The following is a 26,044-nucleotide window of genomic DNA, read 5'->3' on the forward strand; positions in this document are numbered from 1 at the left end:
TCATCTTTATTTTTATCGCTACTTGTTATATAATAAGGCATATTGAATTTAGTAATAAGGTAAAATAATTATATGATAACAAAAGAATTTGACACAATAGCAGCAATCTCCACACCTTTAGGTGAAGGAGCCATTGCAATCGTCCGCTTATCGGGGAGTGATGCTGTTGCTATCGCTAAGAAGGTTTTTAAAGGAAAAGACTTGGACACGGTGGCTTCACACACCATAAACTATGGACATATCTTTGAGCAGGAACGTCTCGTCGATGAAGTGATGCTCTCTGTTATGCGCGCACCCAAAACTTTCACGCGCGAAGATCTTGTTGAAATTAACACCCACGGGGGAATCGCTGTAACTCAGGAAATTTTACAACTCTTACTCCGCTCAGGCGCTCGCTTAGCTGAGCCAGGGGAATTTACAAAACGTGCTTTCTTGAATGGCCGCATCGATTTAGCTCAAGCAGAATCAGTAATGGATTTGATTCGAGCTAAAACAGATCAAGCTGCTAATATTGCTATTAAACAACTTGATGGTAGTCTCTCAAATCTTATTAACAACATACGACAAGAAATCTTGGAATCATTGGCTCAAGTAGAAGTTAATATTGACTACCCTGAATATGATGACGTGGAAACCATGACCAGCCAAATGCTTTTGGAAAAAACGGCGCACTTTGAACAGCTCTTAGAAACTTTACTGGCAACCGCTAAGCGGGGAAAAATTCTCCGTGAGGGTTTAAGAACTGCAATTATCGGCCGTCCTAATGTCGGAAAATCCAGCCTGCTCAACCAACTCTTACGTGAAGAAAAGGCTATCGTCACTGACATTGCTGGAACGACACGTGATGTGATTACAGAGTTTGCCAACATTGGTGGCGTTCCTCTAGAATTAATTGATACTGCAGGTATTCGCGAAACTGAAGATGTAGTGGAAAAGATAGGTGTAGAGCGGAGTCAAAAAGCCTTGGAAGAAGCTGACTTAGTTCTTCTTGTTCTGGATGCTTCCTCACCCTTGACAGCTAAAGATGTGGAACTTTTAGAAGTTTCATCATCCAGCAACCGTATAGTTCTGCTCAATAAAACAGACTTGCCAGAAAAAATTGAGCTCGAAAAGCTTCCTGAGGATTATATCCGTATCTCTGCGCTAAAAAATGAAAACTTAGACGCAGTTGAAAAGCAAATACGTACGCTCTTCTTTTCTGGAGAAATCGAAGCAAAAGATGCGACCACTTTATCTAATGCGCGCCATATCGGACTTGTTGAAGAAGCCTTAGGAGCTCTGAAAGAAGCAAACAATGGTTTAGCTATGGGACTTCCTGTGGACTTAATCCAAGTAGACGTTACACGGTGTTGGCAACTCTTAGGAGAAATAACTGGGGAAGCTGCACCAGATGAGTTGATTACTCAGCTTTTCAGCCAATTCTGTTTAGGAAAATAAAAAACATAAGGAGATACTCCTTATGTTTTTTCATTGCCATCGCATGAAAATGGCTAGCAATATTGAAGCCGAACCAATGAAAGAGATAAAACATACAGCAAAACCGAATGTAAAGATTCTTGTTCCATCCCTTGTGTAAGATTTCCGTGTTTTCTTTCCGTTGTAGATAATCATGCTCAACAGAGAGATTATGGTAAAAACAACCTGCAAAGGAAGACTTCTCCATTCGAGAGAAAAGTTAAGTAAGGACAAGCCACCACCTAAAAATGCTAATATCATCCCCATATTAAACGACCTTTCTTATTTCTTGCAAACAATGTGTGATAAATTCAGAAGACATCCCACCAAAATAGGTGCCTTGAAAATTTCTCCCATTGATAAGTAGTAGATTTTCATTAATGCGATAGGCTTGGATATATTTGGCTGATTTACCTGGCTCTTCTTCATGAAAAATTTTGATGGCATCTTCTTCAAACTGATTCAGCATGATTTTTAGATTCTTCGCTGAGAGCGAAGTCAAGATGAGTTCTGGCTTTAAAATTTCTATCAATTGTGCAAATCGCATAGGAAAATATTTCTGTTCCTCTTTGGTTAAACCCGGCCAAACAGGATGAGTAGCTATAGGAGTGAACAGGTCTGCATGTAAGGCTGTATTTATCGCGCCTCTATAGCCACCATCAAAATACTTTAACAGCTTGTCTAAGTTATTAAACCACGAACTTGGATTATATTGAAAATATTGATTTAAGGACTCCTGATAAGATAAACCTTCTTCAAATCGATGGTTTTCTCCAAATTCGGCATATGAAGGATTTTTACTAACGGTTAATATTTTTAAGGCAGACTGCTCGTAAGCAGGAAGATTGCCAAACCAAAGCAAGGGCATGGCTTCAGGAACTAATAGTTTGTGCACTTCTTCTTGCTCTTTTAATGTATCAAAGTCAGACCAGACTTCTTTGATAAGTTCCTCTAACTTTATTTTATCAACCATATTTAGTCAAAACCTCCATCAACATCTAAACCCTCTAACATTAATTGATACTCAGGACGCTCTGGCTGCTTGAAGACCTCTTGTGCTTCTTGGCGTGCAACCTCTAAAATATTGTAATCATTGACGATATCCGCTGCTAAAAATTCTGGAATTCCGGATTGCCGAACACCAAATATTTCCCCTGAACCGCGCATTTTTAAATCTTCTTCAGCTAAGCGGAAGCCATTCTGAGTTTGACACATGATTTTCATCCTATTTTTTCCTGAATCCGTCTTGGGATTAGCCACCAAGATAGTGTAAGATTTCTTGCTCCCACGACCTACGCGTCCACGTAACTGATGGAGCTGGGAAAGTCCAAAGCGATCCGCATCCATGATTACCATAATAGTTGCATTTGGTACATCGACCCCAACTTCAATAACAGTCGTGGAAACTAGAACAGACAGGAGACCTGCCTTAAAGCTCTGCATGATTTGGTCTTTTTCTTCATTCTTCATCTTACCATGTAACAAACCTATCCCAGCATCTGCTCCAAAGTAAGCACTAAGTTCTTCATAAAGCGCCACTGCATTTTTCAAGTCCAAGGCTTCAGATTCCTCTATCAGAGGAGAAATAAAGTAAACTTGAGCTTGATTTTCCAGTTCATCTTTTATCCATTTTAAAACTTCTGTCAGTTGCTCATGCTTGACCCAACGTGTGGTAATCGGTTGACGGCCTTTAGGCAATTCATCAATAATAGAAACATCCATATCACCAAAAGCTGTGATGGCTAGAGTACGAGGAATCGGGGTAGCCGTCATCATGAGCACATCAGGATTTTGACCTTTTTCTCGTAGAACTTTTCGCTGATTAACACCAAAACGATGTTGCTCATCTGTGATAACAAGTCCTAGATCATGAAAGTCTACACCATCTTGGATTAAGGCATGCGTCCCTACCACCATCTGAGTTTGACCACTTGCTAGGCTCTCCAATATTTCACGTCTTTCCGCTACTTTTAAACCTGAAACAAGGAGACTAATTTTTAATTCGGGAAATAAATTTTGGAGATTAGCATAATGTTGTCTGGCCAAAATTTCCGTCGGAACCATGATAGCAGCTTGCAAGCCTGAAAGAACGGCTGCATACATAGCCAAACTGGCTACAACTGTTTTACCTGAACCTACATCACCTTGTAACAGGCGATTCATGTGATAGGCAGATGACATATCCACTAGAATTTCCTTTAGAGATTTGAGCTGAGCATCTGTGAGTTCAAAAGGAAGACTGTTGATTTTCTCCGTCATCAAGTCCTGTTCAAAAACCACACGACGGCCAAAGCGCTGTGCTTTTTCTTTATTTTTCAATGCTTGAAGCTTCAGCTGAAAATAGAAAAGTTCTTCAAATTTCACGCGCCTTAAGGCCTGTTTGTGCGCAGCCATATCCTCAGGAAAATGCATAGCCCGGACTGCTTCTTGACGTGACATCAAGCGATATTTTTCCAGTAAATAATCAGGTAAATTTTCTTTTAAATCTGCTAAAAGCCCACTGTCAAATGCTGACTGAATAGCTTTTACTAAATTAGACTGCTTCATCCCCGCCGTAAGATGATAAACTGGAGAAAAACCATCTTCTGCCTGTGTCAAAACTTTCATTCCTAGAAGCTGTTGTTTCTTTTGCTCCCATTTTCCATACACGGCCACTTCTTTGCCAACCTCAATCTTATCTGCTAAGTAGGGTTGATTAAAAAAGCTAACAGCTACCACAGCCTCTCCTTGTTTCAACTTAAAAGTGAGCCTGTTTCGCTTAAAGCCATAATACTGTACATTGGCCGGAGTAACAACTTCTCCAATAACAGTCGCTTTTTCTCCATCTATTAATTCAAAAATTGAACGTCCAGCAAAATCTTCATAACGAAAAGGAAAATAAAGCAACAAATCTTGAATCGTCGAAATTCCAAGTTTCTGATAATTCTCAAAGGATTTTGGCCCTACACCCTTCAAATATTGTATACTGTCTGTTAGTTTCATATTTTTATTATAGCAGAAAAGCATTATTGCTGCTTTTTATCCAATTTATTATTGTTCACCTAAATAATCTCAAAATAAAAAAGCAATCAAATGATTGCCTCTATATTTTGAATTTTAAGCTTTTTTGACTACTGACCCTTTTAAGCCAATAGCGCCAAAACCTTCGATTTTTGAGTCAATAAAGTGTTCATTTTTTCCAAATTCATTAATACGGATATTTTTTACTTTCGTACCTTTTTTAATCGGTTTAGGCATACCCTTTACAGGAAGGTCTTGAATAATGATTACTGAATCACCATCAGTTAAAGGTTGGCCTACGCTGTCAAGAACAATAAATTTATCTGCTTCTAAGTCAGCCTGTGTAAATTCATTACCACATTCTGAGCATCCAAATGTCGTATCTGAGAGTTCATAAGTGTATTCACTTGAACAAGTTGGGCATTTAGGTGTTTCCATTATTTTCTCCAATTTTATGATTTTTAATTCTTATTTTGTTAATTTTATAGTTGTAAACTATAGGATTGCCTTAAAAGATAGGCTGTTCATTTCTATACAAATTTCTTCAATATCTAAAGACATAAAAAAACAGAGGAGCCAAGCTTCTCTGTTTATAACGTTAAATAACAGAATTATTTAGCGATTTTTGCAAAGTATTCAAGTGTACGAACGAGGTTAGATGTGTAAGACATTTCGTTATCGTACCAAGCAACTGTTTTAACCAATTGAACGCCGTCAGCTGTAGTAACTTCAGTTTGAGTAGCGTCAAAGAGTGAAGAGTTAGAGATACCTACGATATCAGATGAAACGATTTCATCTTCGTTGTAACCGTAAGATTCGTTAGCAGCTGCTTTCATAACTGCGTTTACTTCTTCAACAGTAACTTCTTTATCAAGAACTGATACAAGTTCTGTCAATGAACCAGTTGGAACTGGTACACGTTGTGCGTGACCTTGAAGTTTACCATTCAATTCTGGCAATACAAGACCGATAGCTTTAGCAGCACCTGTTGAGTTAGGTACGATGTTTTCAGCTGCAGCACGTGCACGACGGAAGTCTCCACCACGGTGAGGGCCATCAAGAGTCATTTGGTCACCAGTGTAACCGTGGATAGTTGTCATAGTACCAACTTTAAGACCGAAGTTTTTGTTCAAAGCGTCAGCCATTGGAGCAAGACAGTTAGTAGTACATGATGCACCAGAGATAACTGTTTCTTCACCAGTCAATACTTCGTGGTTAGTGTTGAAAACGATTGTTTTAACATCATTTCCACCAGGCGCTGTGATAACAACTTTTTTAGCACCGTTAGCGTGCAAGTGTTGTTCAGCTTTTTCTTTAGTTGCGAAGAAACCAGTTGCTTCAAGAACGATTTCTGCACCATCTTCAGCCCAGTTGATGTTAGCTGGGTTAGCTTCTGCAGTAACTTTTACAAATTTACCGTTAACTTCGAAACCACCATCTTTAACTTCAACTTTACCGTCGAAACGACCTTGAGTTGTGTCATATTTCAACAAGTGTGCAAGCATTGCTGGATCTGTAAGGTCGTTGATTGCTACTACTTCAACACCTTCAACGTTTTGAATACGACGGAAAGCAAGACGACCGATACGTCCGAAACCGTTAATACCAACTTTAACTACCATGAGTAAGTCTCCTTATAGGTTTAAAATTTTGTTTATAGAGAAAATCTCTATCACTAAGTTAATCATTTAACTTACTCTTACATTTTAACACTTTTTTTAAAATTTGCAAACATAAAAGCCGGAAGAATGTGCACAACCGTGGGAACGGAGAGGAAAACGTTTACATCTGTCTACTTTTAATAAAAAATAACAGCTAAGCTGTTATATTTATTTTCCGAAAAGTTTCGCAAAGAAGCCTTTTTCAGATTCAGCTTTCATTTCAAGTAAAAACTGATTGTTATCACTGAGAGACTTTTCCATCAACTCCTGTTGACGATTGATTTGTTTATCCTTTTCCGCAATCTGTGCATCTTTAGCCATCAATTGTTGATTGAGACGTTCAATTTCTGCATTTTTATCTTGCATTAGATTTGAAACCAGCTCAAAAACAGCTGTGTCTGAAGGCGATGTTGAAAGCTCTTGAGTCATTTCTTTCTCATCAACAACTTCTGCCTTAGCTGTCACAACTTTTCCATAAAGACGCTCAAGTTCATGAATCCCGCCTTCATTAATTACAGTAACATTTTTTTCATTTTTCTCTACATATTTCTCGTCCAGCTGTTTGGTCCGTTTATTCATCGCTTGACGAGTAACTCCAAAAAGCTCTGCAAGTTCGCTTACCGTTTTCGTTTCCATATCTACCATAATATCATATTTTTAGCTATTTATACAGCTTTTTCTAAATGCCAAATCGTTTTGTAATGAATAATAAAAATATTATACTTGTACTATAAAACAAATTTTATTAATAGTCAAAAAAAAATAGAATCGGGGACTCATGGATTATAAAAAAAGTGATATCAAAACCATCCAAAAATACTATCAGGTCGATATTTCAGATGGGTTAAATAAAGAACAAGTATCTATTCACCGGGAAAAATACGGGGAGAACACCTTTCAGGAAGCAAAGCAGAAAAGTATCTTACAAAAACTCGTAAAACATATACTTGAGGTGATGAATCTTGTTTTAATCTTCGTCTCTATCCCTGCCTTTTACCTTTCTCTAGATACGGGAAATTACACAAAACCTATTGTTATTCTACTGATTGTTATCATTAATGTCATTGTGGCTCATCTTCAGGAAGAACGTGCAGAAACAGCTTTATCGGCCTTAAAAAAACTCTCTGCCCCTAATTCCACCGTTATACGGGAAGGTAAGTTAAGTACTATTCCTTCCGAGGAATTGGTCGTTGGTGATCTGATACAATTGAACGCTGGCGAGCAGGTCGGCGCCGATGTACGGCTGCTTTCAGCAAACAGTCTCCAGGTGGATGAATCTTCACTTACAGGGGAATCAGAGCCGATAGAAAAAGATGCTTCACGTGAAATACTAGAAGACGTCCCCTTAGGTGATCAAGTTAACATGGTTTTCTCAGGAACAAATATCCTAAACGGAACGGCTTCTGGCATCGTTGTGGCGACTGGCATGGACAGTCAGATGGGGCAAATCGCCCAGCTTCTAGAAGACCAGGTTAAAGGAAAAACACCTTTGCAAAAGCGTATTGACGCATTAGCAAAGCGCTTAGCTGCCATTGCTTTTGGTGCCGGTGCTATCATCTTTCTTGTTAATCTCTTACATGGGGGAATTCCTTTTAGCGAAAATATGATGACAGCAGTTATTCTTGGGATTGCTGCTGTACCTGAAACTTTGCCAGTTATTGTTACTCTCTCACTTGTGTATGGTGTTGAAAATATGGCTTACAAAAAAGCCATTATTCGTAATATCCCAGCAGTTGAGACCTTAGGAAATGCTTCGGTTATTGCTTCTGATAAAACGGGAACCCTAACTCAGAATCAAATGACAATTCAACGTTTGTGGGTGCAAGGAGAAGCTATTTGGCAAAAAAACCAGCTTTCTGATAAAGAAGAGGATTTGATTTACAAATTTGGTCTAGTATCAAACGCAACCGCCGTCCAAGAGGACGGTAAATGGAAAACACATGGTGATCCAACAGAAACAGCCATTATAAACTTTCTTATCTCACACAATCTTTATCAACCTTCACATGCACCTCAGCGTCTTGTAGAACTTCCTTTTGATTCTACAAGAAAAAAAATGACTGTCGTTGTTTCTGATGAAAATGGAGGCTACCTTGTAATTACTAAAGGGGCTTTTGATCGACTTGTTCCACATAATTTGCAAGAAGCTCACGATATTCATAACCAATTTGCGGAAAATGCTTTACGTGTTCTCGCACTTTCTTATAAAATTATTGATAAAATCCCCGACAATTATGATTCTCTTGAAGAAAATCAAACTTTCTTAGGAATTATCGGGATGATTGATCCACCTCGTCCTGAAAGTAAACAAGCCGTGGCTGAAGCACGGGGAGCGGGAATCATTCCTGTAATGATAACTGGTGATCATGCTCTTACTGCTAAAGCAATTGCAACAGAACTTGATATTTATCGTCCAGGTGATCTAGTCATTGATGGGATTACTCTGTCAAATATGACAGATGAAGAACTCAAAGATAAAATCGAAAAAATTTCAGTCTATGCCCGCGTTTCTCCTGAAGATAAACTTCGGATTGTTAAAGCTTGGCAAGATAAGAAACATATCGTAGCTATGACTGGAGATGGGGTCAATGATGCACCCTCACTCCGTGCAGCCGATGTCGGAACTGCTATGGGTATCGCCGGAACAGAAGTCGCTAAAAATGCTTCAGACATTATCTTAGCTGATGACAATTTTGCAACAATCGTAAGTGCTATCGCCGAAGGACGACGCGTTTATATCAACATCAAACGCACAATCTACTATCTCCTCTCTGCAAATATCGCCGAAATTCTCATCATGCTCTTTGGTGCGATTATAGGCTGGGGACTGCCACTTACAGGTATGCAGCTACTTTATATCAACGTTTTAGCTGATGGTATCCCAGGCTTTGGTTTAAGTCGTGAAAAATCAGATAAATATATAATGAAAAAACCACCTATAGATGTAAATGAAAGCCTCTTTTCCCGTGGTGTATCCCAACGTATCGTAACTTCTTCCACAACTTTCATTATCATCTCACTCATCGGTTTTTATATCGGACGCTTTGTTGAAATAGCAGGAAGCACTCCAAGCCTGCAGTTAGGACAGTCGATGACCTTTCTCGTTCTAGCTCTTGCATCCACTTACCATATATTTAATGCCCGGAGTAATGATTCTATCTTCAAAGATGGTTTATATTCCAATAAAACAATATTCTGGACAACAATTATTTCCCTTGTGACTACCTTTATATTCACATTAACACCCTTACGTACATTTATTGATGTGGTTCCCCTTACCGCTACACACTGGCTAATCGCAATCTTACTCTCACTTGTCATCTTTGTGGTGATTGAGATTGAAAAATATCTTATTAAAAAAGCAGATAAAACTTTCCTTGCGTAATAGAAAAATACTTTCTCTTATAGAAAGTATTTTTTTCATTGCTATTTACAGTTTTGTTAATAAAAAACAGATCCAAGAAAGCTCGAATCTGTTTTTTATTAATTATGCCGAAGGCCGGGGTCGAACCGGCACTCCCGTGAAGGAACCAGATTTTGAGTCTGGCGCGTCTGCCTATTCCGCCACTTCGGCAACAGACTTTTCTCAAATAGAAAATGTATTTGAACTGGGGTAGCTGGATTCGAACCAACGCATGAGGGAGTCAAAGTCCCTTGCCTTACCGCTTGGCTATACCCCATTAAAAGGGCGGATGACGGGAATCGAACCCGCGAGTGCCAGCGCCACAAGCTGGTGTGTTAACCACTTCACCACATCCGCCATAATACAAACACGGGCAGCAGGAATTGAACCCACACCAAAGGTTTTGGAGACCTTTGTACTACCTTTATACTATGCCCGTAAAACTATGGAAGGGGAGGGATTCGAACCCCCGAACCCGAAGGAGCGGATTTACAGTCCGCCGCGTTTAGCCTCTTCGCTACCCTTCCGATATTTCTTTAATTGTTATCGAATATATTATAACATATTCGATGGGAGTTAACGGGATCGAACCGCTGACCCTCTGCTTGTAAGGCAGATGCTCTCCCAGCTGAGCTAAACTCCCAATCACTTGGCATTTACCATATCTCACAGGGGGCAACCCCCAACTACTTCCGGCGTAATAGGACTTAACTTCTGTGTTCGACATGGGAACAGGTGTATCTCCTATGCAATGAATACCAAATCATGGTCTGAATGTATTGAACACTCAAAACTAAATAACAATCTCACAATAAATATGTAAAGCTGAACTCATAAGTTCTATTCTTTGGTAAAGTCCTCGAGCTATTAGTACTGGTCCGCTCCATCCCTCGCAGGACTTCCACTTCCAGCCTATCAACCTGATCATCTCTCAGGGCTCTTAATTCATAAAGAATGGGAAATCTCATCTTGAGGTGGGCTTCGCACTTAGATGCTTTCAGCGCTTATCCCTTCCCTACATAGCTACCCAGCGGTGCTCCTGGCGGAACAACTGGTACACCAGCGGTAAGTCCACCCCGGTCCTCTCGTACTAAGGGCAGATCCTCTCAAATTTCCTACGCCCGCGACGGATAGGGACCGAACTGTCTCACGACGTTCTGAACCCAGCTCGCGTGCCGCTTTAATGGGCGAACAGCCCAACCCTTGGGACCGACTACAGCCCCAGGATGCGACGAGCCGACATCGAGGTGCCAAACCTCCCCGTCGATGTGAACTCTTGGGGGAGATAAGCCTGTTATCCCCAGGGTAGCTTTTATCCGTTGAGCGATGGCCCTTCCATGCGGTACCACCGGATCACTAAGCCCTAGTTTCCTACCTGCTCGAGTTGTAGCTCTCGCAGTCAAGCTCCCTTATACCTTTACACTCTACACATGATTTCCAACCATGTTGAGGGAACCTTTGGGCGCCTCCGTTACTCTTTAGGAGGCGACCGCCCCAGTCAAACTGCCCGACAGACACTGTCTCCCACGCCGATTATGCGTGTGGGTTAGAGCAACCATGAAGCAAGGGTAGTATCCCAACAGCGACTCACTTGAAACTAGCGTCCCAAGGTCAAAGTCTCCTACCTATCCTGTACATGCTTCACAGGTACTCAATATCAATCTGCAGTAAAGCTCCATGGGGTCTTTCCGTCCTGTCGCGGGTAACCTGCATCTTCACAGGTACTAAAATTTCACCGAGTCTCTCGTTGAGACAGTATCCAAATCATTACGCCTTTCGTGCGGGTCGGAACTTACCCGACAAGGAATTTCGCTACCTTAGGACCGTTATAGTTACGGCCGCCGTTTACTGGGGCTTCAATTCAGAGCTTCGACCGAAGTCTAACCCCTCCTCTTAACCTTCCAGCACCGGGCAGGCGTCACCCCCTATACATCACCTTGCGGTTTAGCAGAGAGCTGTGTTTTTGATAAACAGTTGCTTGGATCTTTTCACTGCGGCTGTACATAGTACAGCACCCCTTCTCCCGAAGTTACGGGGTCATTTTGCCGAGTTCCTTAACGAGAGTTCTCTCGATCACCTGAGGCTACTCGCCTCGACTACCTGTGTCGGTTTGCGGTACGGGTAGTATTATATTAAACGCTAGAAGATTTTCTTGGCAGTGTGACATCAAGGGCTTCGCAACCGTAGTTGCTTCCCCATCACAGCTCAATGTTAAAGGAAAATGCATTTGACACATTCCACACCTCACTGCTTAGACCAGAATCCATTAACTGGCTCCCTTTAGCCTACTGCGTCCCTCCATCACTTATAATACTAGTACAGGAATATCAACCTGTTGTCCATCGACTACGCCTTTCGGCCTCGCCTTAGGTCCCGACTAACCCAGGGCGGACGAGCCTTCCCCTGGAAACCTTAGTCTTACGGTGGATAAGATTCTCACTTATCTTGCGCTACTCATACCGGCATTCTCACTTGTAATCGCTCCAGCACCCCTCACGGTATACCTTCATCGCTGATTACAACGCTCTCCTACCATTTAATTATTATTAAATCCACAGCTTCGGTAATATGTTTAGCCCCGGTACATTTTCGGCGCAGGGTCACTCGACTAGTGAGCTATTACGCACTCTTTGAATGATAGCTGCTTCTGAGCTAACATCCTAGTTGTCTGTGCAACCCCACATCCTTTTCCACTTAACATATATTTTGGGACCTTAGCTGGTGGTCTGGGCTGTTTCCCTTTCGACTACGGATCTTAGCACTCGCAGTCTGACTGCCGCACATGTGTATTAGCATTCGGAGTTTATCTGAAATTGGTAACCCGAGATGGGCCCCTCATCCAAACAGTGCTCTACCTCCAATACACTTAAATTGCGACGCTAGCCCTAAAGCTATTTCGGAGAGAACCAGCTATCTCCCAGTTCGTTTGGAATTTCTCCGCTATCCACAAGTCATCCAAACACTTTTCAACGTGTCCTGGTTCGGTCCTCCAGTGCGTCTTACCGCACCTTCAACCTGCTCATGGATAGGTCACTAGGTTTCGGGTCTACATCATGATACTAAAGCGCCCTATTCAGACTCGCTTTCGCTACGGCTCCGCCTCTTCAGCTTAACCTCGCATCATAACGTAACTCGCCGGTTCATTCTACAAAAGGCACGCTCTCACCCATTGACGGGCTCGAACTTCTTGTAGGCACACGGTTTCAGGTGCTATTTCACTCCCCTCCCGGGGTTCTTTTCACCTTTCCCTCACGGTACTGGTTCACTATCGGTCATTAAGGAGTATTTAGGCTTGGGAGATGGTCCTCCCGGATTCAAACTGGATTTCGCGTGTCCAGCCCTACTCAGGATACTGCTAGGTATAAAGTCTATTTCAAATACGAGGCTATTACTCTCTTTGGCTTACCTTCCCAGGTAATTCTTCTATAAACTTTAAGTCCACGTTGCAGTCCTACAACCCCAAGAAGCAAGCTTCTTGGTTTGGCCTGTTTCCCGTTCGCTCGCCGCTACTTAGGAAATCGTTTTTACTTTCTCTTCCTGCAGGTACTTAGATGTTTCAGTTCTCTGCGTTACCTTCACGTAAGCTATGTATTCACTTACGGATACTATGCATAACATAGTGGGTTTCCCCATTCGGAGACCTAGGGATCAATGCGTACTTACTGCTCCCCCTAGAATATCGTCGTTAGTCACGTCCTTCTTCGGCTCTTAATGCCAAGGCATCCACCGTGCGCCCTTATTAACTTTGCCATTAAAACAAGTATAAGTTTTTTCGAACTATTTAAAATAATTCGCAGCTTTACAGAAATGTTTAAAACATTTCTCGGTTTATTTATCGTTATAAGATATTGTTATTTAGTTTTCAATGATCAATTCCTATTTTTACGTCTTCGTTGACAAGATACTTCCGTATCTTATGGAGCCTAGCGGGATCGAACCGCTGACCTCCTGCGTGCAAAGCAGGCGCTCTCCCAGCTGAGCTAAGGCCCCTTCTCTCAACGCAATCTTCTCTATCTTGCATCAAAAGACTGCTTGTATGGTCTTTATAGACCCCTCAAAACTGAATAAAGTAGAACAACATCTTTTTTTATATTCCTTAGAAAGGAGGTGATCCAGCCGCACCTTCCGATACGGCTACCTTGTTACGACTTCACCCCAGTCATCGGTCTTACCTTAGGAAGCGCCCTCCTTGCGGTTAGGCAACCTACTTTGGGTACTCCCAACTTCCGTGGTGTGACGGGCGGTGTGTACAAGGCCCGGGAACGTATTCACCGCGGCGTGCTGATCCGCGATTACTAGCGATTCCGACTTCATGCAGGCGAGTTGCAGCCTGCAATCCGAACTGAGAATGGTTTTAAGAGATTAGCGCACCCTCGCGGGTTGGCGACTCGTTGTACCATCCATTGTAGCACGTGTGTAGCCCAGGTCATAAGGGGCATGATGATTTGACGTCATCCCCACCTTCCTCCGGTTTATCACCGGCAGTCTCACTAGAGTGCCCAACTTAATGATGGCAACTAGTAATAAGGGTTGCGCTCGTTGCGGGACTTAACCCAACATCTCACGACACGAGCTGACGACAACCATGCACCACCTGTATCCAGTGTCCCGAAGGAACTCCTTATCTCTAAGGATAGCACTGGTATGTCAAGACCTGGTAAGGTTCTTCGCGTTGCTTCGAATTAAACCACATGCTCCACCGCTTGTGCGGGCCCCCGTCAATTCCTTTGAGTTTCAACCTTGCGGTCGTACTCCCCAGGCGGAGTGCTTAATGCGTTAGCTGCGCTACAGAGAACTTATAGCTCCCTACAGCTAGCACTCATCGTTTACGGCGTGGACTACCAGGGTATCTAATCCTGTTTGCTCCCCACGCTTTCGAGCCTCAGTGTCAGTTACAGGCCAGAGAGCCGCTTTCGCCTCCGGTGTTCCTCCATATATCTACGCATTTCACCGCTACACATGGAATTCCACTCTCCTCTCCTGCACTCAAGTCTCCCAGTTTCCAATGCACACAATGGTTGAGCCACTGCCTTTTACATCAGACTTAAGAAACCACCTGCGCTCGCTTTACGCCCAATAAATCCGGACAACGCTTGGGACCTACGTATTACCGCGGCTGCTGGCACGTAGTTAGCCGTCCCTTTCTGGTTAGATACCGTCACTTAAGTAACTTTCCACTCTACTTAACGTTCTTCTCTAACAACAGAGTTTTACGATCCGAAAACCTTCTTCACTCACGCGGCGTTGCTCGGTCAGGGTTGCCCCCATTGCCGAAGATTCCCTACTGCTGCCTCCCGTAGGAGTCTGGGCCGTGTCTCAGTCCCAGTGTGGCCGATCACCCTCTCAGGTCGGCTATGTATCATCGCCTTGGTAGTCCTTTACACTACCAACTAGCTAATACAACGCGGGATCATCAAGTAGTGAAGCATTTGCTTCTTTTAAATAAGAATCATGCGATCCTCATTGTTATGCGGTATTAGCGTTCGTTTCCAAACGTTGTCCCCCGCTACTCGGCAGATTTCCCACGCGTTACTCACCCGTTCGCCGCTCTTCATAAAGATAGCAAGCTATCTCTAATCATCGCTCGACTTGCATGTATTAGGCACGCCGCCAGCGTTCGTCCTGAGCCAGGATCAAACTCTCATTTAATTTTAGTTCACAAATGAACTGGCTGTGTTTTTGTTTTGTCTTTCATTATTGAATTGACAGTTGGTATACAAGAAGTTCCCTTCTCGCATATAGTCATTCTACTTTATTCAGTTTTCAAAGGTCTATCGCTCTCTCAAGAGATGTGCTCTCTCGCGACAACTATTATATTCTATCAAACTACCTCCCAGCTGTCAAGAATAAACTGTGAATTTTTACCTTTTTTTTCGCCTACGTTCGGAAAACCCCGCCGTTGTCACCTTCTTTAACGCTAAAAAAAACAATCCTTTTGGATTGTTTGAGCTGTTCATTAAAGTATTGGGCTGAGTAACCTCGAAAAATTTTGCTTAAATTTGAGCCAAAGTGATTGGCGTGAAATTAACTCATCCGTTAATAGACATGAATTTTCCATGTCTTTCTCAAATGTACGAGTCATTTCCTCTGCTACTCCTTCATCATAGCAAAACGCACTTATTTCAAAATTCAATTCATAACTGCGGATATCTTGATTAGTTGTGCCAAATACGCCCAACTTCCCATCCATTACAAGGGTCTTAGAATGGAGAAAGCCATTGGAATAATTGTAGATTTTTACACCATGCTTATGTAGATAGTTGGCATAATACTGTGTCGCCCGAAAAATAAATGGATGGTCAGGCATATCTGGTATCATAATTTTTACATCTACACCTGAATTTGCTGCTGCCACAAGTGCTGCTATCATAGAATCATCGGGGATTAGGTAAGGAGACTGAAGCCAAATGTAATCTTCGGCATCCATAATCATTTTCATGAACCCTGTGCGCAAAATTTTATGGTCGCTTTCTGGGCCATTGGCTACAATCTGAATATCCACACTTCCTTCTTGCTCTGGTACCACAAAATAATCGGCTTTTCGATCTAGCTTATCTTGGGGGTCTTTAACAGAAACATTCCAATCTCGAATAAAAGTTTCTTGTAGTCCAAATGCTGCTGTTCCAACAATTCGCCCATGTGTGTCACGCCAAAAACCAAATTTTTTGCTGTTATAAATATATTGATCACCTACATTAAAACCACCTGTCCAACCCACTTGCCCGTCAATGACAACAATTTTGCGGTGCAGGTGATAGTTGAGCCGAGTTTTCATCAAAGTATTACGGGACGTAATGAAAGCTGTAACTTTTCCACCTGCATCTTCTAAAGGTTTAAAGAAATCTTTTTTGGTTTTTCCACCCCATGGGTCATAAATAACTCTAACTTCAAGGCCTTCTTTAGCCTTAGTAATCAGATGATCTCGAAAAATGGTTCCAATCTTATCATTGAAGAATGCATAATACTCCACGTGGATATTATCCTTAGCATTTTTTATATCTTCAAATAACGCCGCAAATTTTTCTTCCCCATCAAGATAAAAATCTACTGAATTTCCCCGACATAATGGCGTTCGCTCCATATTATTAAAATAACGCTTAAGCAACTTCTCATGAGGCGTCATGTCTTTCGGTCCAAATTTTTGATTGTTTTCATGAACACGTTGGCCCAGAAGAGCTAAATTGTACTTATTCTCTTCTTCAAAACGTCGGACAGTTGTACGATCAAGGCCGCGACCTAAAAAGAGGTACCCGAGAAATCCGATACCTGGTAAAAAAACCAGAAACATGAACCATGCTAAAATACTAGCAATAGACCGAGGCTTACGAAAAATCGTCACAAGCGCCAGCACCGTATTGATCGTTATCAGTGTTCCAATAAAACTATAAATTGTCGCAAGTGACATATATACTTCTCCTAAAATAAAACTCTATATAATAATATTCATTCAATTATACCAAAATTGGAAAAATATTAAATACCGTATGGACATATAATTTTCCTTGTATAAATTGAACTGCATTAAAACAAAAAAAAACACCAGAAACCTGATGTTTTAAAACTATATAATAAGTATATATTAACGTTTTGAGCAATAACAAGACCTAGAGTTAGGATTTTCTATACTTTAAAATCCCTTCTTATCAATATTTTTTTATTTTTGAAAGTTTTGGAAATGGATATTTATTGATGAATTGGGGAGACTTTACCACCAATTTACACCATTATTTTCACTAAATTGTTTTTATCCTTGTTCATACTTGACAGTCCCTTTGGTAAAATGTTAAAATAAAAATAACTCAGTGGTCCTATCGAGATACATTTAAGGAGGTATATTGTGAGACTTTATAAAAGCGTTCGTTTGGCTGCTGTCACTTCTACATGGGCAGATGATTTAATAGCTTGGAAACAAGAACAATTAGATGAACAAATGAAAGATGATTTATTGGGAAAAGCTGAAGAAAATCTACTCGAGTCTTACCCCTTTCTTAATGGTATCTCAAGAAATATATCCTTTAAAGTCAGCTTCTCCAGTATAGTAGAAATGTGTTACAGAAATACAGAAAATTATAGCCTTGAGGACTGGAAAAATATAGCTCAAAAAATGGAAACTTTCCAGCATTCATCTGCTGAAACTAGCAATACGCCCAAATTATATTTAGATGATTATGTTTGGCAAGGGTTAGAGAACTATCAACGTAAGCTTATGGGGGAAGGTAACAAAAGAATTCTGAGACTTTCCTATATTATAAAGTTGGTTCTTTTTGCTGGCTGGTTAGAATATATGGAGGAAAAGTAAAACAATTAAAATTGAGCCGTAATGGTTTAATTTTTTACAACCAATGTATCTTAGTATAACTACTAAGAATTGTAATTTTGGAGGAATTATGAATATTAGAGCATCACCATTAACCAAAATATTACTACTGTCCCAAACTAATCTTTTAATATGGAGGTCAATAAAATGACATATGAAATCGGAACAACTATCAATATCGAAAAGCTTATCAGAAACACTTCAGTTTATCAACGTAGAAAACTGATACGTATAGGGAAAGCTTACAATTTGCTCCTGCCACCTATCACGAACCATGTCGTACATGTTGCAAAAATTATTAGAGATGAGAATGATTTAAAGCGTTTACCTATTGAGTATGCTAGAAAACTAATAGCAATCTTTAATATTATTATTCACGTAAGACACTATAAGAACAATCATTTTTTAATTGATGACTTTTTGGAAAATAAAAGAATTTATCCCAAGTCTTTCATAACTAACCTTTATGAAAGTTATCCTCATATTTCTGGAAATGAAGAATGGAGACAAAAAAATGACAAAATTGTATAAAAAGAGCATTTTAAACTTGGTTTATCTGTTACCCATGGTAGCAGTTTTCATAATTTTCGGATTAATCCTAAGTTTCATCTCGAACGTTGGTCTTAGTCCCGTGGGATCAGACTTTGTTGTGGGTGGCTTTTACCTTTCTTATTATAATTCAGTTATTCACAAAGCAACGAGTTCTATAGTCCAATTCTCTCTCTTTTCTTCATTTTTTATTTTTTCGTTCTTAGCCATACTTCTAGCTGTTCTAGGTCGCCTTCTTGAAGAATACGTCAAAAATAAAGCGAGAAAAAATTAGGAGAAGCAAATAAAATGAAAAAATCAAAATTTTTTGGGGGAGCCTTTCTTATTCTTGGAATGCTGTTTGGAATTACCAATCAAATAGTGATTGATAACGACTTTCTGAATTTTTTAACCTTATCTTTGGGAGCAATATCCTTCTTTATAAGTTTTTTCTTTTTGGTAAAATATGCGACTGAATCTATATTAGCTCGAATTAGGTATTGGATAGGTAAGATTAAAGGAGAGATTTAGATGATTATTTCCTTATACAAGAAGCCATTTGATTGGTTAAAAATCGTCACTGTAGCAACAGTTATTTCCTACATCTTTTTATTTTTGCTACTGTCCTTCTTAATTTCAACTATTAAAAACCTCCTTCTTCTGTTGGTTGTCATAGGATTGGGAGTAGTCTGTGTTATGAAAATCAGGCAATTTTCAAAGCAAATAAAAAAAGCAGTTGGGAAAAAACACTATCTAGAGTGGCTTTTATATGATTTTATCTTGAATAATAATCTTTACAAAAAAAGCCAAGAAAAATTTGAAATCTATGAAAATGGGCGGTTTAAAGAAAAAAGCAGAACCATTATAGAAAGTTCAGCAGAATTATCTTATTTAGAAAGCTCTGGCAAAATTATCATTTTTTGTTATAAAACAGGAGATATTTACTCTAAACGCATGGAAGCATTAGATGTTGAATTACAAGGTTTACTAGCTCTCCCAATTGAAGAAAAGCACATCCTCCCTGATGTAGTTAAATATACCTTTTTGAAAAACAAACAAGAAATTGAGCAATACGTATTTTCCAATACATTGACTAGAGATTTTTTTGAAAATACTCCAATAGATATTATCCGACTATCGAATACTCAACAGTTCTCTCTGAGGAGTAATACGAATTTGGGACTATATGGTCGAACTGGGTCAGGCAAAACTATCAGTTTACAATGGATTTTATATAATGCAATTTCAAAGGGGTGTGGTCTATATCCAAATACCTATTTAAGCATAGTCGATGGGAAGGGAGCTGATCTATATAGTTTGGGGGAGATATTGAAAGAAACTTTGGGGGAACAGATTAACATTGGTCAAACTCCACATTCTCTTGCCAAGCTCTCTAGGGAGTTTTGTGAAGTCATGAATGAACGCTTTGAGCTAATAAAAAATAGCGATGAACTAAATGCTGATGCTTATGACTTAGACATGACCCCTAATTTCTTGTTTATTGATGAGTTAGCCAGTATCAGAGATTCTTGTGGCTCGTCTAAAGACGGTAAGGCTTTGTGGAATGAGATACTTCAAAACCTAGGACTAATCGCTAGAAAAGGACGCCAGGCGGGTTGTCATTTATGCATTAGCACACAAGACCCAAATGCTGAAAATATACCTGTGGAATTAAGAAACCAGATTTCTGCGGTTTTATATATGGGCTCTCCATCAGCAGATAGAATACGTATGGCTTTCGCTATGTGTGAACTTGAAAATATACCTACAGTAACAGGCAGAAAGGGCGAGGCCCTCTTCTATGCTGACGGACAAAATATGATAGAGCCTGAAATCACAGTTGCCCCTTTTGTTGATTTAAAGACTAAACAAGAATTTAAACAAGTGATATTAAATATCATGCCAAATCCCTAATTACAACTACTTTTTTAGTTTATTCAGCGGTTTTCTGAATGAACTGGAAAAGTGGTTCTTCACGATTCCGCCGAGTGATAAGGGCGGTCAGGCTTTGCCTGAAAATTAACACAAAAATTTATGTATGTCCAAACCTGAACGACTCTAAAAGCTGGAATGAAAGGAATTTCGATATGAAATTAAATGATTTTTTGAAGCCTGAATTACTTGGAAATAAATTCTTAGCCGTAAAAGGATATTCTGAAGTATTAGACCGTGAAACACAAAAGTTATCTGCATATCGCTTAAACGTTTCTATTCAAGATGAGAATTCAGACTTCTTCATGGAAATGATTCAAGTAAAAGTTAATAATGTGTCTCCTAGCTTGAGTGTTCAAGATTTGAAAAATAATAAAACTACTCCCGTTTTACTTCAAGATTTAAATGTTGGTCAATTTAATGGAAATTTATGGTTCTCTTGTGCTGATGTCCTACCAACTAATAAATAATTTCTAGTTTTTGTAGCTCTTATTTTGGTTCAAGAACAGACTGCCCCCGTCAGGGGCAAAGCGGAGCGATAATGTTCTTGATCCAAAATTTAGAGATACGGAAGAGTTTGGAGAACTCTTCCTAGTTTATTTATTGTATAAGCAAACACTACGAGAAAAATATTGAAAATATGGTGATTTTTTGTGAGTTATAACCGAAAAATTATCCGCACTGCTTCATATATCGAAGTATATGAATATGAAAAAGTTATCTTTACTCAAGATGAAAATATTGAAAATACTGAACCGAAAAAAGAACGAAAAAAGAAACGAAATTTTGATGAATTATCTACTGAAGAACAAAATGAACGACTAGAAAGAATTTCAAAAACAAGAAAAAATTCACGTTGGGAAGTTATGAGATTAGTTGATACTAATTTCGACAAAAGAACTTCATTCCTCACACTTACAACAAAAGAAAATATTCAAGATAGAAATCAATTTAATTTACTTTTCGACAAATTCATCAAACGTTTAAACTATAAAATTTTTAATTCAAAAAAACGACTACTTAAATATCTTGCTGTATTAGAAAAGCAAAAAAGAGGTGCTTGGCACGTTCATATTATGCTTTTTGATTTTCCATTTATTCCCCAACATGATTTAGTAAAAGTTTGGGGTCTTGGAGGAGTATGGATTAATAAAATTGATGTTGATTCAAAATCAAGTCGCGGGAGGTACGTTTCGAAGTACTTTGAAAAGGGAATCGGACAGGAACTTCTTGAAAGTTATGGAAAGAAATCTTTTTATTCTTCAAGAAATCTGAAAAAACCTGAAGTACTTAAATTCGTTACATTTGAAGATACCGAAAATATCATCAAACATAATGAAGTTTTATATGAAACAGAGTATTCAGGTAAGATTTTCAAAAATGGAGAACTCTTAGAGAACCGTATCAAATATAAAAAAATAAAAATTGATTAAATGTGAGGAAATAAAATGAATCGTGAAGTAAAAAACTTTCCTTTATTGTTGACAAGGGAAATGGCAGCTAATTTCTTAGGGATTGACCCAAAATCTTTTGACAAGTATGTTAGGAGTTCAGATGAGCTAAAAAGGTTCATGGTTGGAAAACAGGAGCGTTATACAATCACTGAACTTGAAAAATTTATTGTTAATCATTCAATCCATTAAGCGAGGTTAGGTAAATGGCAACAATAATTAAAAGAGGCAATTCATATCGTGCAGAAATTTCTAACTATAAACATGGCGTAAATAATCGGATTACAAAAACATTCAAAACTAAAGCTGAGGCGAAACGTTGGGCTATGCAACACGAAATAGCAAAAGGTGACGGTATAGACCTCGCACAAAGGCAAGATAGTTTTTCAAGCTTTTATGAAAATTGGGTTTATATTGTAAAAAAGAATGATGTAAGACCCGCTACCTTTGTAAATTATACCAGGACTATTCCTGTAGTAAAACAACTATTCAAAGATATAAAATTAAATGAATTAAATGACCTAGTAGTACAAATGAAGATAGATGAGTATGGAAAAACTCATTCTCGTAAAACAACAACCGAATTATTATTAAAATTAAGAACTTCGCTTCGTTACGCTTACGGAAGAAATCTTCTTGTTTCAGATTTTGCTGGTCTTGTAAAAACCCGTGGTAAAGAACTTGAAAAAAGAAATAAAGCACTATCTATTTCTGACTTTAAGAAATTACGTTCTTATCTCCTTCAAAATCATAATAAGGAGTTTTATGTTATGGTACTCTTAGCGCTTGAAACTGGTGCTAGACGTGGCGAACTGCTCGCCTTGACTAAGAATGATATAATTAAGTATGGCATTAAAATAGAGCGCTCAATCAGCCCCACAAGCCCCGATACTCGTCTTAAAACAAAGAAATCTAAACGGACTGTGTCTATTAATAAAGATGTTTATGAGATTGTTAACACTCTAAAACCAAAAGAGAATGGTTATTTATTTGATCCAGACGGATTTCAACAATCAGCGAAATTAGCAAGACTACTGAAGAAATTAGAAATCCCTAGAACAACTTTTCATGGGCTTCGAGATACTCACGCTTCATTTCTATTTTCAAATGACAACATTAGATTGGACTATATTTCACAACGATTAGGGCATTCAAATTTACAAACCACAATGAATTACTATCTTGAATTAATGCCAGAAAAAAAGCACCTGCAAGATACAGACGCTTTAAATCTATTAAATTCATTAAAATAACAATTTTTAGCTATCATTTCCCTGAATTCTATTTTCAAATAATACATTAAAGATATCATTTTCTATAAACTTATCTAACAGTCTAATATTTTTAAAAATTTCAACTGACTCCAAATACTTATTTTTTAGTTCAACCTCATCAATAAGTTTTTGGTCTTCAGTTGATATTTTTTTATAAATACTTTCAAATATTTTTTCTATTACTAAAGAGAGTTCTGATTTTGTTAGTTCTTTAAACTTTATTTTGGTATCTATTCTTGAAAAAATTGGAAAGCCAAGTACTTCAGCAATATTTTTTTCATTGTTGAAGTTAGATGTGAGTATAAAAATACAATTTGATACATCAACCTTATAATTTATATCTTCAAATTCTCCCTCATCAAACATTTGATAAAAAACATTGTACAGAGAGGGTGATACTTTATCAAACTCATCAATTAACACTACATTTGTTTCCCTAGATAATAAGTCTCTCGCTAAAGATGGCTTCCCATGAGTATCTCCAAATATATATTTAAATGCTTCATCTGTTTGCATCATGGAAAATTGAATTCTTGTGAGCTTTCCATCATAAAAACTACTTATTTTTTTTGCAAGTTCCGTTTTCCCTACTCCTGAGGGACCGTAATACAATAGCACTAATGGTTGATTTTCTTTCAAAACAGTTGACTTGTACAAACCAACACAAGTTTTTTTCTTAGCTTCCTCTTGTCCTACAACATGACTATTTTTTACATCATTATAAAATTTAATGATATCTTCCGAATCTGCTTCATAATAATCAGACTTACGGTTTTTTATTATATTATCAAACTCCACCTCCAACGAATACTTAACACGTTTAGGTGCATTTTGAATATATAAATTCTCAATATCATGTCCTAAAATCACTATGTTAGGGAAGTTAGTAATTACATGATCTGTTACAGAAGCAAAATCATCAGAATAAATAACTACATTTTCAATAATATTCTTATTTACCTCACCCACTTCATTTACAGCAGATGTATCATTAGCTCTAATTTTTTCATTATATTGTCTAATCAGCTCCATAAATGGAGTATATTCTTCAACACCATGTTTTTCAACATAAGCATTAAAATCTTTTTTTGATCCATCAAAAAGAACTATCTTATCCATTTATTTCACTCCTGCCAATATTACATCATATACTGGGACAATTTCATCAGATATAACTTTTTCATCAGCCTTCTTATTACTAAATCCTTGAAAGTCCAATTCAGTTTTATCTGAATTTAAATCAAATTCTTTTTCAAAATTTAATTCAGACATATATGTTTCCCCAACATATATAGAGTATAAGTTTAAGTTCATTCTTCTTAAATCTTGAATTCTATAATTGTTTTTGAAAGAATCGATATTAAATCGAAAAATTCTCTTATCTATAACTTTATCAGTTGAATCATCTACAGATTGGGTTTTTGTTCCTATCAATTCATAATACCCTTTGGTATTCCTTATCCCTTGATTCATTTTAGATACTGTCATTGTTATCTCTTCACCTACCCTTTGATTACCTTCCATCATTTCCGTTATAGGGGCAATCATAGCAAAATAAGTCATAGATTCTTTATCGATAGTCAATTTATATCCACTTGTAATATCTATCAATGATTTTCTTTTTCTAAATTCAACAGTATCTAAAAAATCAGAGAGTAAAGTATTCTCTAATAATGTTTTTGCAATTCTTCCGCCATGAATAGCTCCAGAAGCTCCAATTTGACCCTCAATTGAACCCGACAACCCTGTTAATTTTTCAAAAACAGCTTTAACTGCACTTTGCTTCCCAGCGGCCGCACTGGCTTTTACTTCACCATTGGCTCCACCACTTACTTCATTAACTAGTTCTATTGTTTGATTAAAGTTTCCCTTTTTCTCTATCTGCAATAAATCAATTGTAGATGTCTCATCAAAATAAATTATTTTTTTCAAATTTTCCGCCAAAATAAAACCTCCTAATAATATACTCAGTAAATATATTATAACAGTTTTACAAATTTCTCGATAAAAATAAAAAAACACCAGTAAAACACTGATGTCTTTTGCTTTTATATTGATAAGAAAATTGATTTTTACACCAATTTCCACCAAATAATAGTCCAAAACGTTGATATATCTGAAACAGATTAACGTTTTGAGAATTGTGAAGCTTTACGGGCTTTCTTAAGACCAGCTTTTTTACGTTCAACCATACGAGCGTCACGTGTAAGCAAGCCAGCGCGTTTCAAAGCACCACGGAAGTCTGGATCCACTTCAAGCAATGCACGAGCGATACCATGACGGATAGCTCCTGATTGACCTGATACACCACCACCGTTTACGTTTACGAGTGTGTCGTAGCTACCTTCAGTTTGTGTAGCTGCAAATGGTTGGTTGATAACAAGGCGAAGTGCTGCTTGTGGGATGTAGTCTTCTACATCACGTTTGTTGATTACGATTTTACCTGTGCCGGGTACGAGACGTACACGAGCAACTGAATTTTTACGGCGTCCTGTGCCAGCATATTGTACTTGTGCCATTTAGTGCGTTCCCTCCTTAGATAAGACCTGAAATATCAAGAACTTCAGGTTTTTGTGCTGCGTGTGTGTGTTCACCACCAACAAACACTTTAAGTTTCATGCCTTGAGCACGTCCAAGAGTGTTGTGTGGAAGCATACCTTTAACTGATTTTTCAATCAAACGTACAGCATTTTTCTCACGGAGTTCACCAGCAGTGATAGATTTCAATCCACCTGGGTGAAGACTGTGACGGTAGTAAACTTTATCAGTTGCTTTTTTACCAGTAAGTTTTACTTTTTCGGCATTAACAACGATAACAAAATCGCCTGTATCTGTGTGGGGTGTGAATGTTGGTTTGTTTTTACCGCGAAGTACGCTAGCAACTACAGCTGACAAACGACCAAGAGGTACATCAGTTGCGTCAACCACGTACCATTTACGGTCAACGTTTGAAGCGTTAGCCATGAATGTTGTTTTCATCATTTGGGTTAAGTTTCCTTTACTTAGAATTTGTTTACGGCAGG

20 protein-coding genes, 7 tRNA genes and 3 rRNA genes are annotated in these 26,044 nt (G+C 38.6%); 10 read left to right on the forward strand and 20 right to left on the reverse strand.

Annotated features, from left to right (window positions below):
* The first annotated feature begins 72 nt into the window (after window positions 1-72).
* Entirely contained in the window at window positions 73-1,437 is a 1,365-nt protein-coding gene (gene mnmE, locus I6G50_RS08620; RefSeq protein ID WP_081167440.1) for a tRNA uridine-5-carboxymethylaminomethyl(34) synthesis GTPase MnmE, read from the forward strand.
* A 286-nt stretch (window positions 1,438-1,723) separates the two neighbouring features.
* Here mnmE and I6G50_RS08625 read toward each other — a convergent pair whose 3' ends face one another.
* The 5 genes from I6G50_RS08625 to I6G50_RS08645 form a co-directional block, all read right to left on the reverse strand.
* On the reverse strand, window positions 1,724-2,428 hold the full coding sequence (locus I6G50_RS08625) for a hypothetical protein (RefSeq protein WP_197908583.1): 705 nt from the start codon (window positions 2,426-2,428) through the stop codon (window positions 1,724-1,726).
* A 2-nt stretch (window positions 2,429-2,430) separates the two neighbouring features.
* Window positions 2,431-4,437, reverse strand: coding sequence for an ATP-dependent DNA helicase RecG (gene recG / locus I6G50_RS08630; RefSeq protein ID WP_197908585.1), 2,007 nt, complete (start codon window positions 4,435-4,437; stop codon window positions 2,431-2,433).
* 114 nt (window positions 4,438-4,551) lie between these two features.
* Window positions 4,552-4,893 (reverse strand): zinc ribbon domain-containing protein YjdM, encoded by a 342-nt coding sequence (locus I6G50_RS08635; protein WP_003136124.1) that lies wholly within the window; start codon window positions 4,891-4,893, stop codon window positions 4,552-4,554.
* Window positions 4,894-5,066: 173 nt separating this feature from the next.
* Window positions 5,067-6,077 (reverse strand): type I glyceraldehyde-3-phosphate dehydrogenase, encoded by a 1,011-nt coding sequence (gap, locus tag I6G50_RS08640; RefSeq protein ID WP_003136123.1) that lies wholly within the window; start codon window positions 6,075-6,077, stop codon window positions 5,067-5,069.
* Between the two features lie 207 nt (window positions 6,078-6,284).
* Window positions 6,285-6,761, reverse strand: coding sequence for a DUF536 domain-containing protein (locus tag I6G50_RS08645; RefSeq protein ID WP_003136122.1), 477 nt, complete (start codon window positions 6,759-6,761; stop codon window positions 6,285-6,287).
* A gap of 133 nt (window positions 6,762-6,894) precedes the next feature.
* Here I6G50_RS08645 and I6G50_RS08650 point away from each other — a divergent pair, with 133 nt between their 5' ends.
* Window positions 6,895-9,501 (forward strand): cation-translocating P-type ATPase, encoded by a 2,607-nt coding sequence (locus I6G50_RS08650; RefSeq protein WP_197908586.1) that lies wholly within the window; start codon window positions 6,895-6,897, stop codon window positions 9,499-9,501.
* A gap of 105 nt (window positions 9,502-9,606) precedes the next feature.
* Here I6G50_RS08650 and I6G50_RS08655 read toward each other — a convergent pair.
* The 11 genes from I6G50_RS08655 to cls form a co-directional block, all read right to left on the reverse strand.
* A tRNA-Leu gene (locus I6G50_RS08655) sits at window positions 9,607-9,690 on the reverse strand.
* Between the two features lie 34 nt (window positions 9,691-9,724).
* Window positions 9,725-9,796: transfer RNA gene (locus tag I6G50_RS08660), tRNA-Gln, on the reverse strand.
* A gap of 7 nt (window positions 9,797-9,803) precedes the next feature.
* Window positions 9,804-9,876, reverse strand: a tRNA-His gene (locus tag I6G50_RS08665).
* Window positions 9,877-9,887: 11 nt separating this feature from the next.
* A tRNA-Trp gene (locus I6G50_RS08670) sits at window positions 9,888-9,958 on the reverse strand.
* 7 nt (window positions 9,959-9,965) lie between these two features.
* Window positions 9,966-10,046 (reverse strand) — tRNA-Tyr (locus I6G50_RS08675).
* Between the two features lie 43 nt (window positions 10,047-10,089).
* Window positions 10,090-10,162 (reverse strand) — tRNA-Val (locus I6G50_RS08680).
* A 4-nt stretch (window positions 10,163-10,166) separates the two neighbouring features.
* Window positions 10,167-10,282, reverse strand: a 5S ribosomal RNA gene (gene rrf, locus I6G50_RS08685).
* A gap of 84 nt (window positions 10,283-10,366) precedes the next feature.
* A 23S ribosomal RNA gene (locus I6G50_RS08690) occupies window positions 10,367-13,269 on the reverse strand.
* A 167-nt stretch (window positions 13,270-13,436) separates the two neighbouring features.
* A tRNA-Ala gene (locus I6G50_RS08695) sits at window positions 13,437-13,509 on the reverse strand.
* Between the two features lie 110 nt (window positions 13,510-13,619).
* Window positions 13,620-15,168, reverse strand: a 16S ribosomal RNA gene (locus I6G50_RS08700).
* The 16S, 23S and 5S rRNA genes sit together here with 7 tRNA genes alongside, the layout of an rRNA operon.
* A gap of 307 nt (window positions 15,169-15,475) precedes the next feature.
* Complete coding sequence (gene cls, locus I6G50_RS08705; RefSeq protein ID WP_197908588.1) at window positions 15,476-16,924, reverse strand: cardiolipin synthase; 1,449 nt, start codon at window positions 16,922-16,924, stop codon at window positions 15,476-15,478.
* Between the two features lie 432 nt (window positions 16,925-17,356).
* Here cls and I6G50_RS08710 point away from each other — a divergent pair, with 432 nt between their 5' ends.
* From I6G50_RS08710 to I6G50_RS08745, 8 genes are all read left to right on the forward strand, one after another.
* Window positions 17,357-17,818, forward strand: a complete 462-nt coding sequence (locus tag I6G50_RS08710) for a hypothetical protein (RefSeq protein ID WP_197908590.1) — start codon at window positions 17,357-17,359, stop codon at window positions 17,816-17,818.
* A 165-nt stretch (window positions 17,819-17,983) separates the two neighbouring features.
* The gene (locus I6G50_RS08715; RefSeq protein ID WP_197908592.1) at window positions 17,984-18,367 is read left to right on the forward strand and encodes a hypothetical protein; all 384 of its coding nucleotides are present in this window, start codon (window positions 17,984-17,986) and stop codon (window positions 18,365-18,367) included.
* Between the two features lie 306 nt (window positions 18,368-18,673).
* Entirely contained in the window at window positions 18,674-18,895 is a 222-nt protein-coding gene (locus tag I6G50_RS08720; RefSeq protein WP_167839613.1) for a hypothetical protein, read from the forward strand.
* Between the two features lie 165 nt (window positions 18,896-19,060).
* Complete coding sequence (locus I6G50_RS08725; RefSeq protein WP_404887041.1) at window positions 19,061-20,278, forward strand: cell division protein FtsK; 1,218 nt, start codon at window positions 19,061-19,063, stop codon at window positions 20,276-20,278.
* Between the two features lie 173 nt (window positions 20,279-20,451).
* Complete coding sequence (locus I6G50_RS08730; protein ID WP_197908596.1) at window positions 20,452-20,766, forward strand: hypothetical protein; 315 nt, start codon at window positions 20,452-20,454, stop codon at window positions 20,764-20,766.
* A 183-nt stretch (window positions 20,767-20,949) separates the two neighbouring features.
* Window positions 20,950-21,729, forward strand: a complete 780-nt coding sequence (locus tag I6G50_RS08735) for a rolling circle replication-associated protein (RefSeq protein WP_197908597.1) — start codon at window positions 20,950-20,952, stop codon at window positions 21,727-21,729.
* A 15-nt stretch (window positions 21,730-21,744) separates the two neighbouring features.
* Window positions 21,745-21,939: a DNA-binding protein gene (locus tag I6G50_RS08740; protein WP_197908599.1), complete on the forward strand. Its 195-nt coding sequence runs from the start codon at window positions 21,745-21,747 to the stop codon at window positions 21,937-21,939.
* A 14-nt stretch (window positions 21,940-21,953) separates the two neighbouring features.
* Complete coding sequence (locus I6G50_RS08745) at window positions 21,954-23,000, forward strand: site-specific integrase (RefSeq protein WP_197908601.1); 1,047 nt, start codon at window positions 21,954-21,956, stop codon at window positions 22,998-23,000.
* Between the two features lie 6 nt (window positions 23,001-23,006).
* Here I6G50_RS08745 and I6G50_RS08750 read toward each other — a convergent pair whose 3' ends face one another.
* From I6G50_RS08750 to rplM, 4 genes are read right to left on the reverse strand one after another with little or no spacing between them, the layout of a single operon-like run.
* Window positions 23,007-24,140 (reverse strand): AAA family ATPase, encoded by a 1,134-nt coding sequence (locus tag I6G50_RS08750; protein ID WP_197908603.1) that lies wholly within the window; start codon window positions 24,138-24,140, stop codon window positions 23,007-23,009.
* The gene (locus tag I6G50_RS08755; protein ID WP_232252352.1) at window positions 24,141-25,124 is read right to left on the reverse strand and encodes a DUF6414 family protein; all 984 of its coding nucleotides are present in this window, start codon (window positions 25,122-25,124) and stop codon (window positions 24,141-24,143) included.
* Between the two features lie 23 nt (window positions 25,125-25,147).
* Window positions 25,148-25,540, reverse strand: coding sequence for a 30S ribosomal protein S9 (gene rpsI, locus I6G50_RS08760; RefSeq protein WP_003133537.1), 393 nt, complete (start codon window positions 25,538-25,540; stop codon window positions 25,148-25,150).
* Between the two features lie 16 nt (window positions 25,541-25,556).
* Window positions 25,557-26,003 (reverse strand): 50S ribosomal protein L13, encoded by a 447-nt coding sequence (gene rplM, locus I6G50_RS08765; protein WP_003136101.1) that lies wholly within the window; start codon window positions 26,001-26,003, stop codon window positions 25,557-25,559.
* Window positions 26,004-26,044: the final 41 nt, after the last annotated feature.

Source organism: Lactococcus garvieae (genome assembly GCF_016027715.1).
GTDB classification, from domain to species: Bacteria; Bacillota; Bacilli; order Lactobacillales; family Streptococcaceae; genus Lactococcus; species Lactococcus garvieae_A.

What these genes read in the sequence shown, in the direction of transcription:
- mnmE (WP_081167440.1), top strand. Translation starts at nt 73, where the DNA reads ATGATAACAAAAGAATTTGACACAATAGCAGCAATCTCCACACCTTTA.
- I6G50_RS08625 (WP_197908583.1), bottom strand. Translation starts at nt 2,428, where the DNA reads ATGGTTGATAAAATAAAGTTAGAGGAACTTATCAAAGAAGTCTGGTCT.
- recG (WP_197908585.1), bottom strand. Translation starts at nt 4,437, where the DNA reads ATGAAACTAACAGACAGTATACAATATTTGAAGGGTGTAGGGCCAAAA.
- I6G50_RS08635 (WP_003136124.1), bottom strand. Translation starts at nt 4,893, where the DNA reads ATGGAAACACCTAAATGCCCAACTTGTTCAAGTGAATACACTTATGAA.
- gap (WP_003136123.1), bottom strand. Translation starts at nt 6,077, where the DNA reads ATGGTAGTTAAAGTTGGTATTAACGGTTTCGGACGTATCGGTCGTCTT.
- I6G50_RS08645 (WP_003136122.1), bottom strand. Translation starts at nt 6,761, where the DNA reads ATGGTAGATATGGAAACGAAAACGGTAAGCGAACTTGCAGAGCTTTTT.
- I6G50_RS08650 (WP_197908586.1), top strand. Translation starts at nt 6,895, where the DNA reads ATGGATTATAAAAAAAGTGATATCAAAACCATCCAAAAATACTATCAG.
- cls (WP_197908588.1), bottom strand. Translation starts at nt 16,924, where the DNA reads ATGTCACTTGCGACAATTTATAGTTTTATTGGAACACTGATAACGATC.
- I6G50_RS08715 (WP_197908592.1), top strand. Translation starts at nt 17,984, where the DNA reads ATGACATATGAAATCGGAACAACTATCAATATCGAAAAGCTTATCAGA.
- I6G50_RS08720 (WP_167839613.1), top strand. Translation starts at nt 18,674, where the DNA reads ATGAAAAAATCAAAATTTTTTGGGGGAGCCTTTCTTATTCTTGGAATG.
- I6G50_RS08725 (WP_404887041.1), top strand. Translation starts at nt 19,061, where the DNA reads ATGAAAATCAGGCAATTTTCAAAGCAAATAAAAAAAGCAGTTGGGAAA.
- I6G50_RS08730 (WP_197908596.1), top strand. Translation starts at nt 20,452, where the DNA reads ATGAAATTAAATGATTTTTTGAAGCCTGAATTACTTGGAAATAAATTC.
- I6G50_RS08740 (WP_197908599.1), top strand. Translation starts at nt 21,745, where the DNA reads ATGAATCGTGAAGTAAAAAACTTTCCTTTATTGTTGACAAGGGAAATG.
- I6G50_RS08745 (WP_197908601.1), top strand. Translation starts at nt 21,954, where the DNA reads ATGGCAACAATAATTAAAAGAGGCAATTCATATCGTGCAGAAATTTCT.
- I6G50_RS08750 (WP_197908603.1), bottom strand. Translation starts at nt 24,140, where the DNA reads ATGGATAAGATAGTTCTTTTTGATGGATCAAAAAAAGATTTTAATGCT.
- rpsI (WP_003133537.1), bottom strand. Translation starts at nt 25,540, where the DNA reads ATGGCACAAGTACAATATGCTGGCACAGGACGCCGTAAAAATTCAGTT.
- rplM (WP_003136101.1), bottom strand. Translation starts at nt 26,003, where the DNA reads ATGATGAAAACAACATTCATGGCTAACGCTTCAAACGTTGACCGTAAA.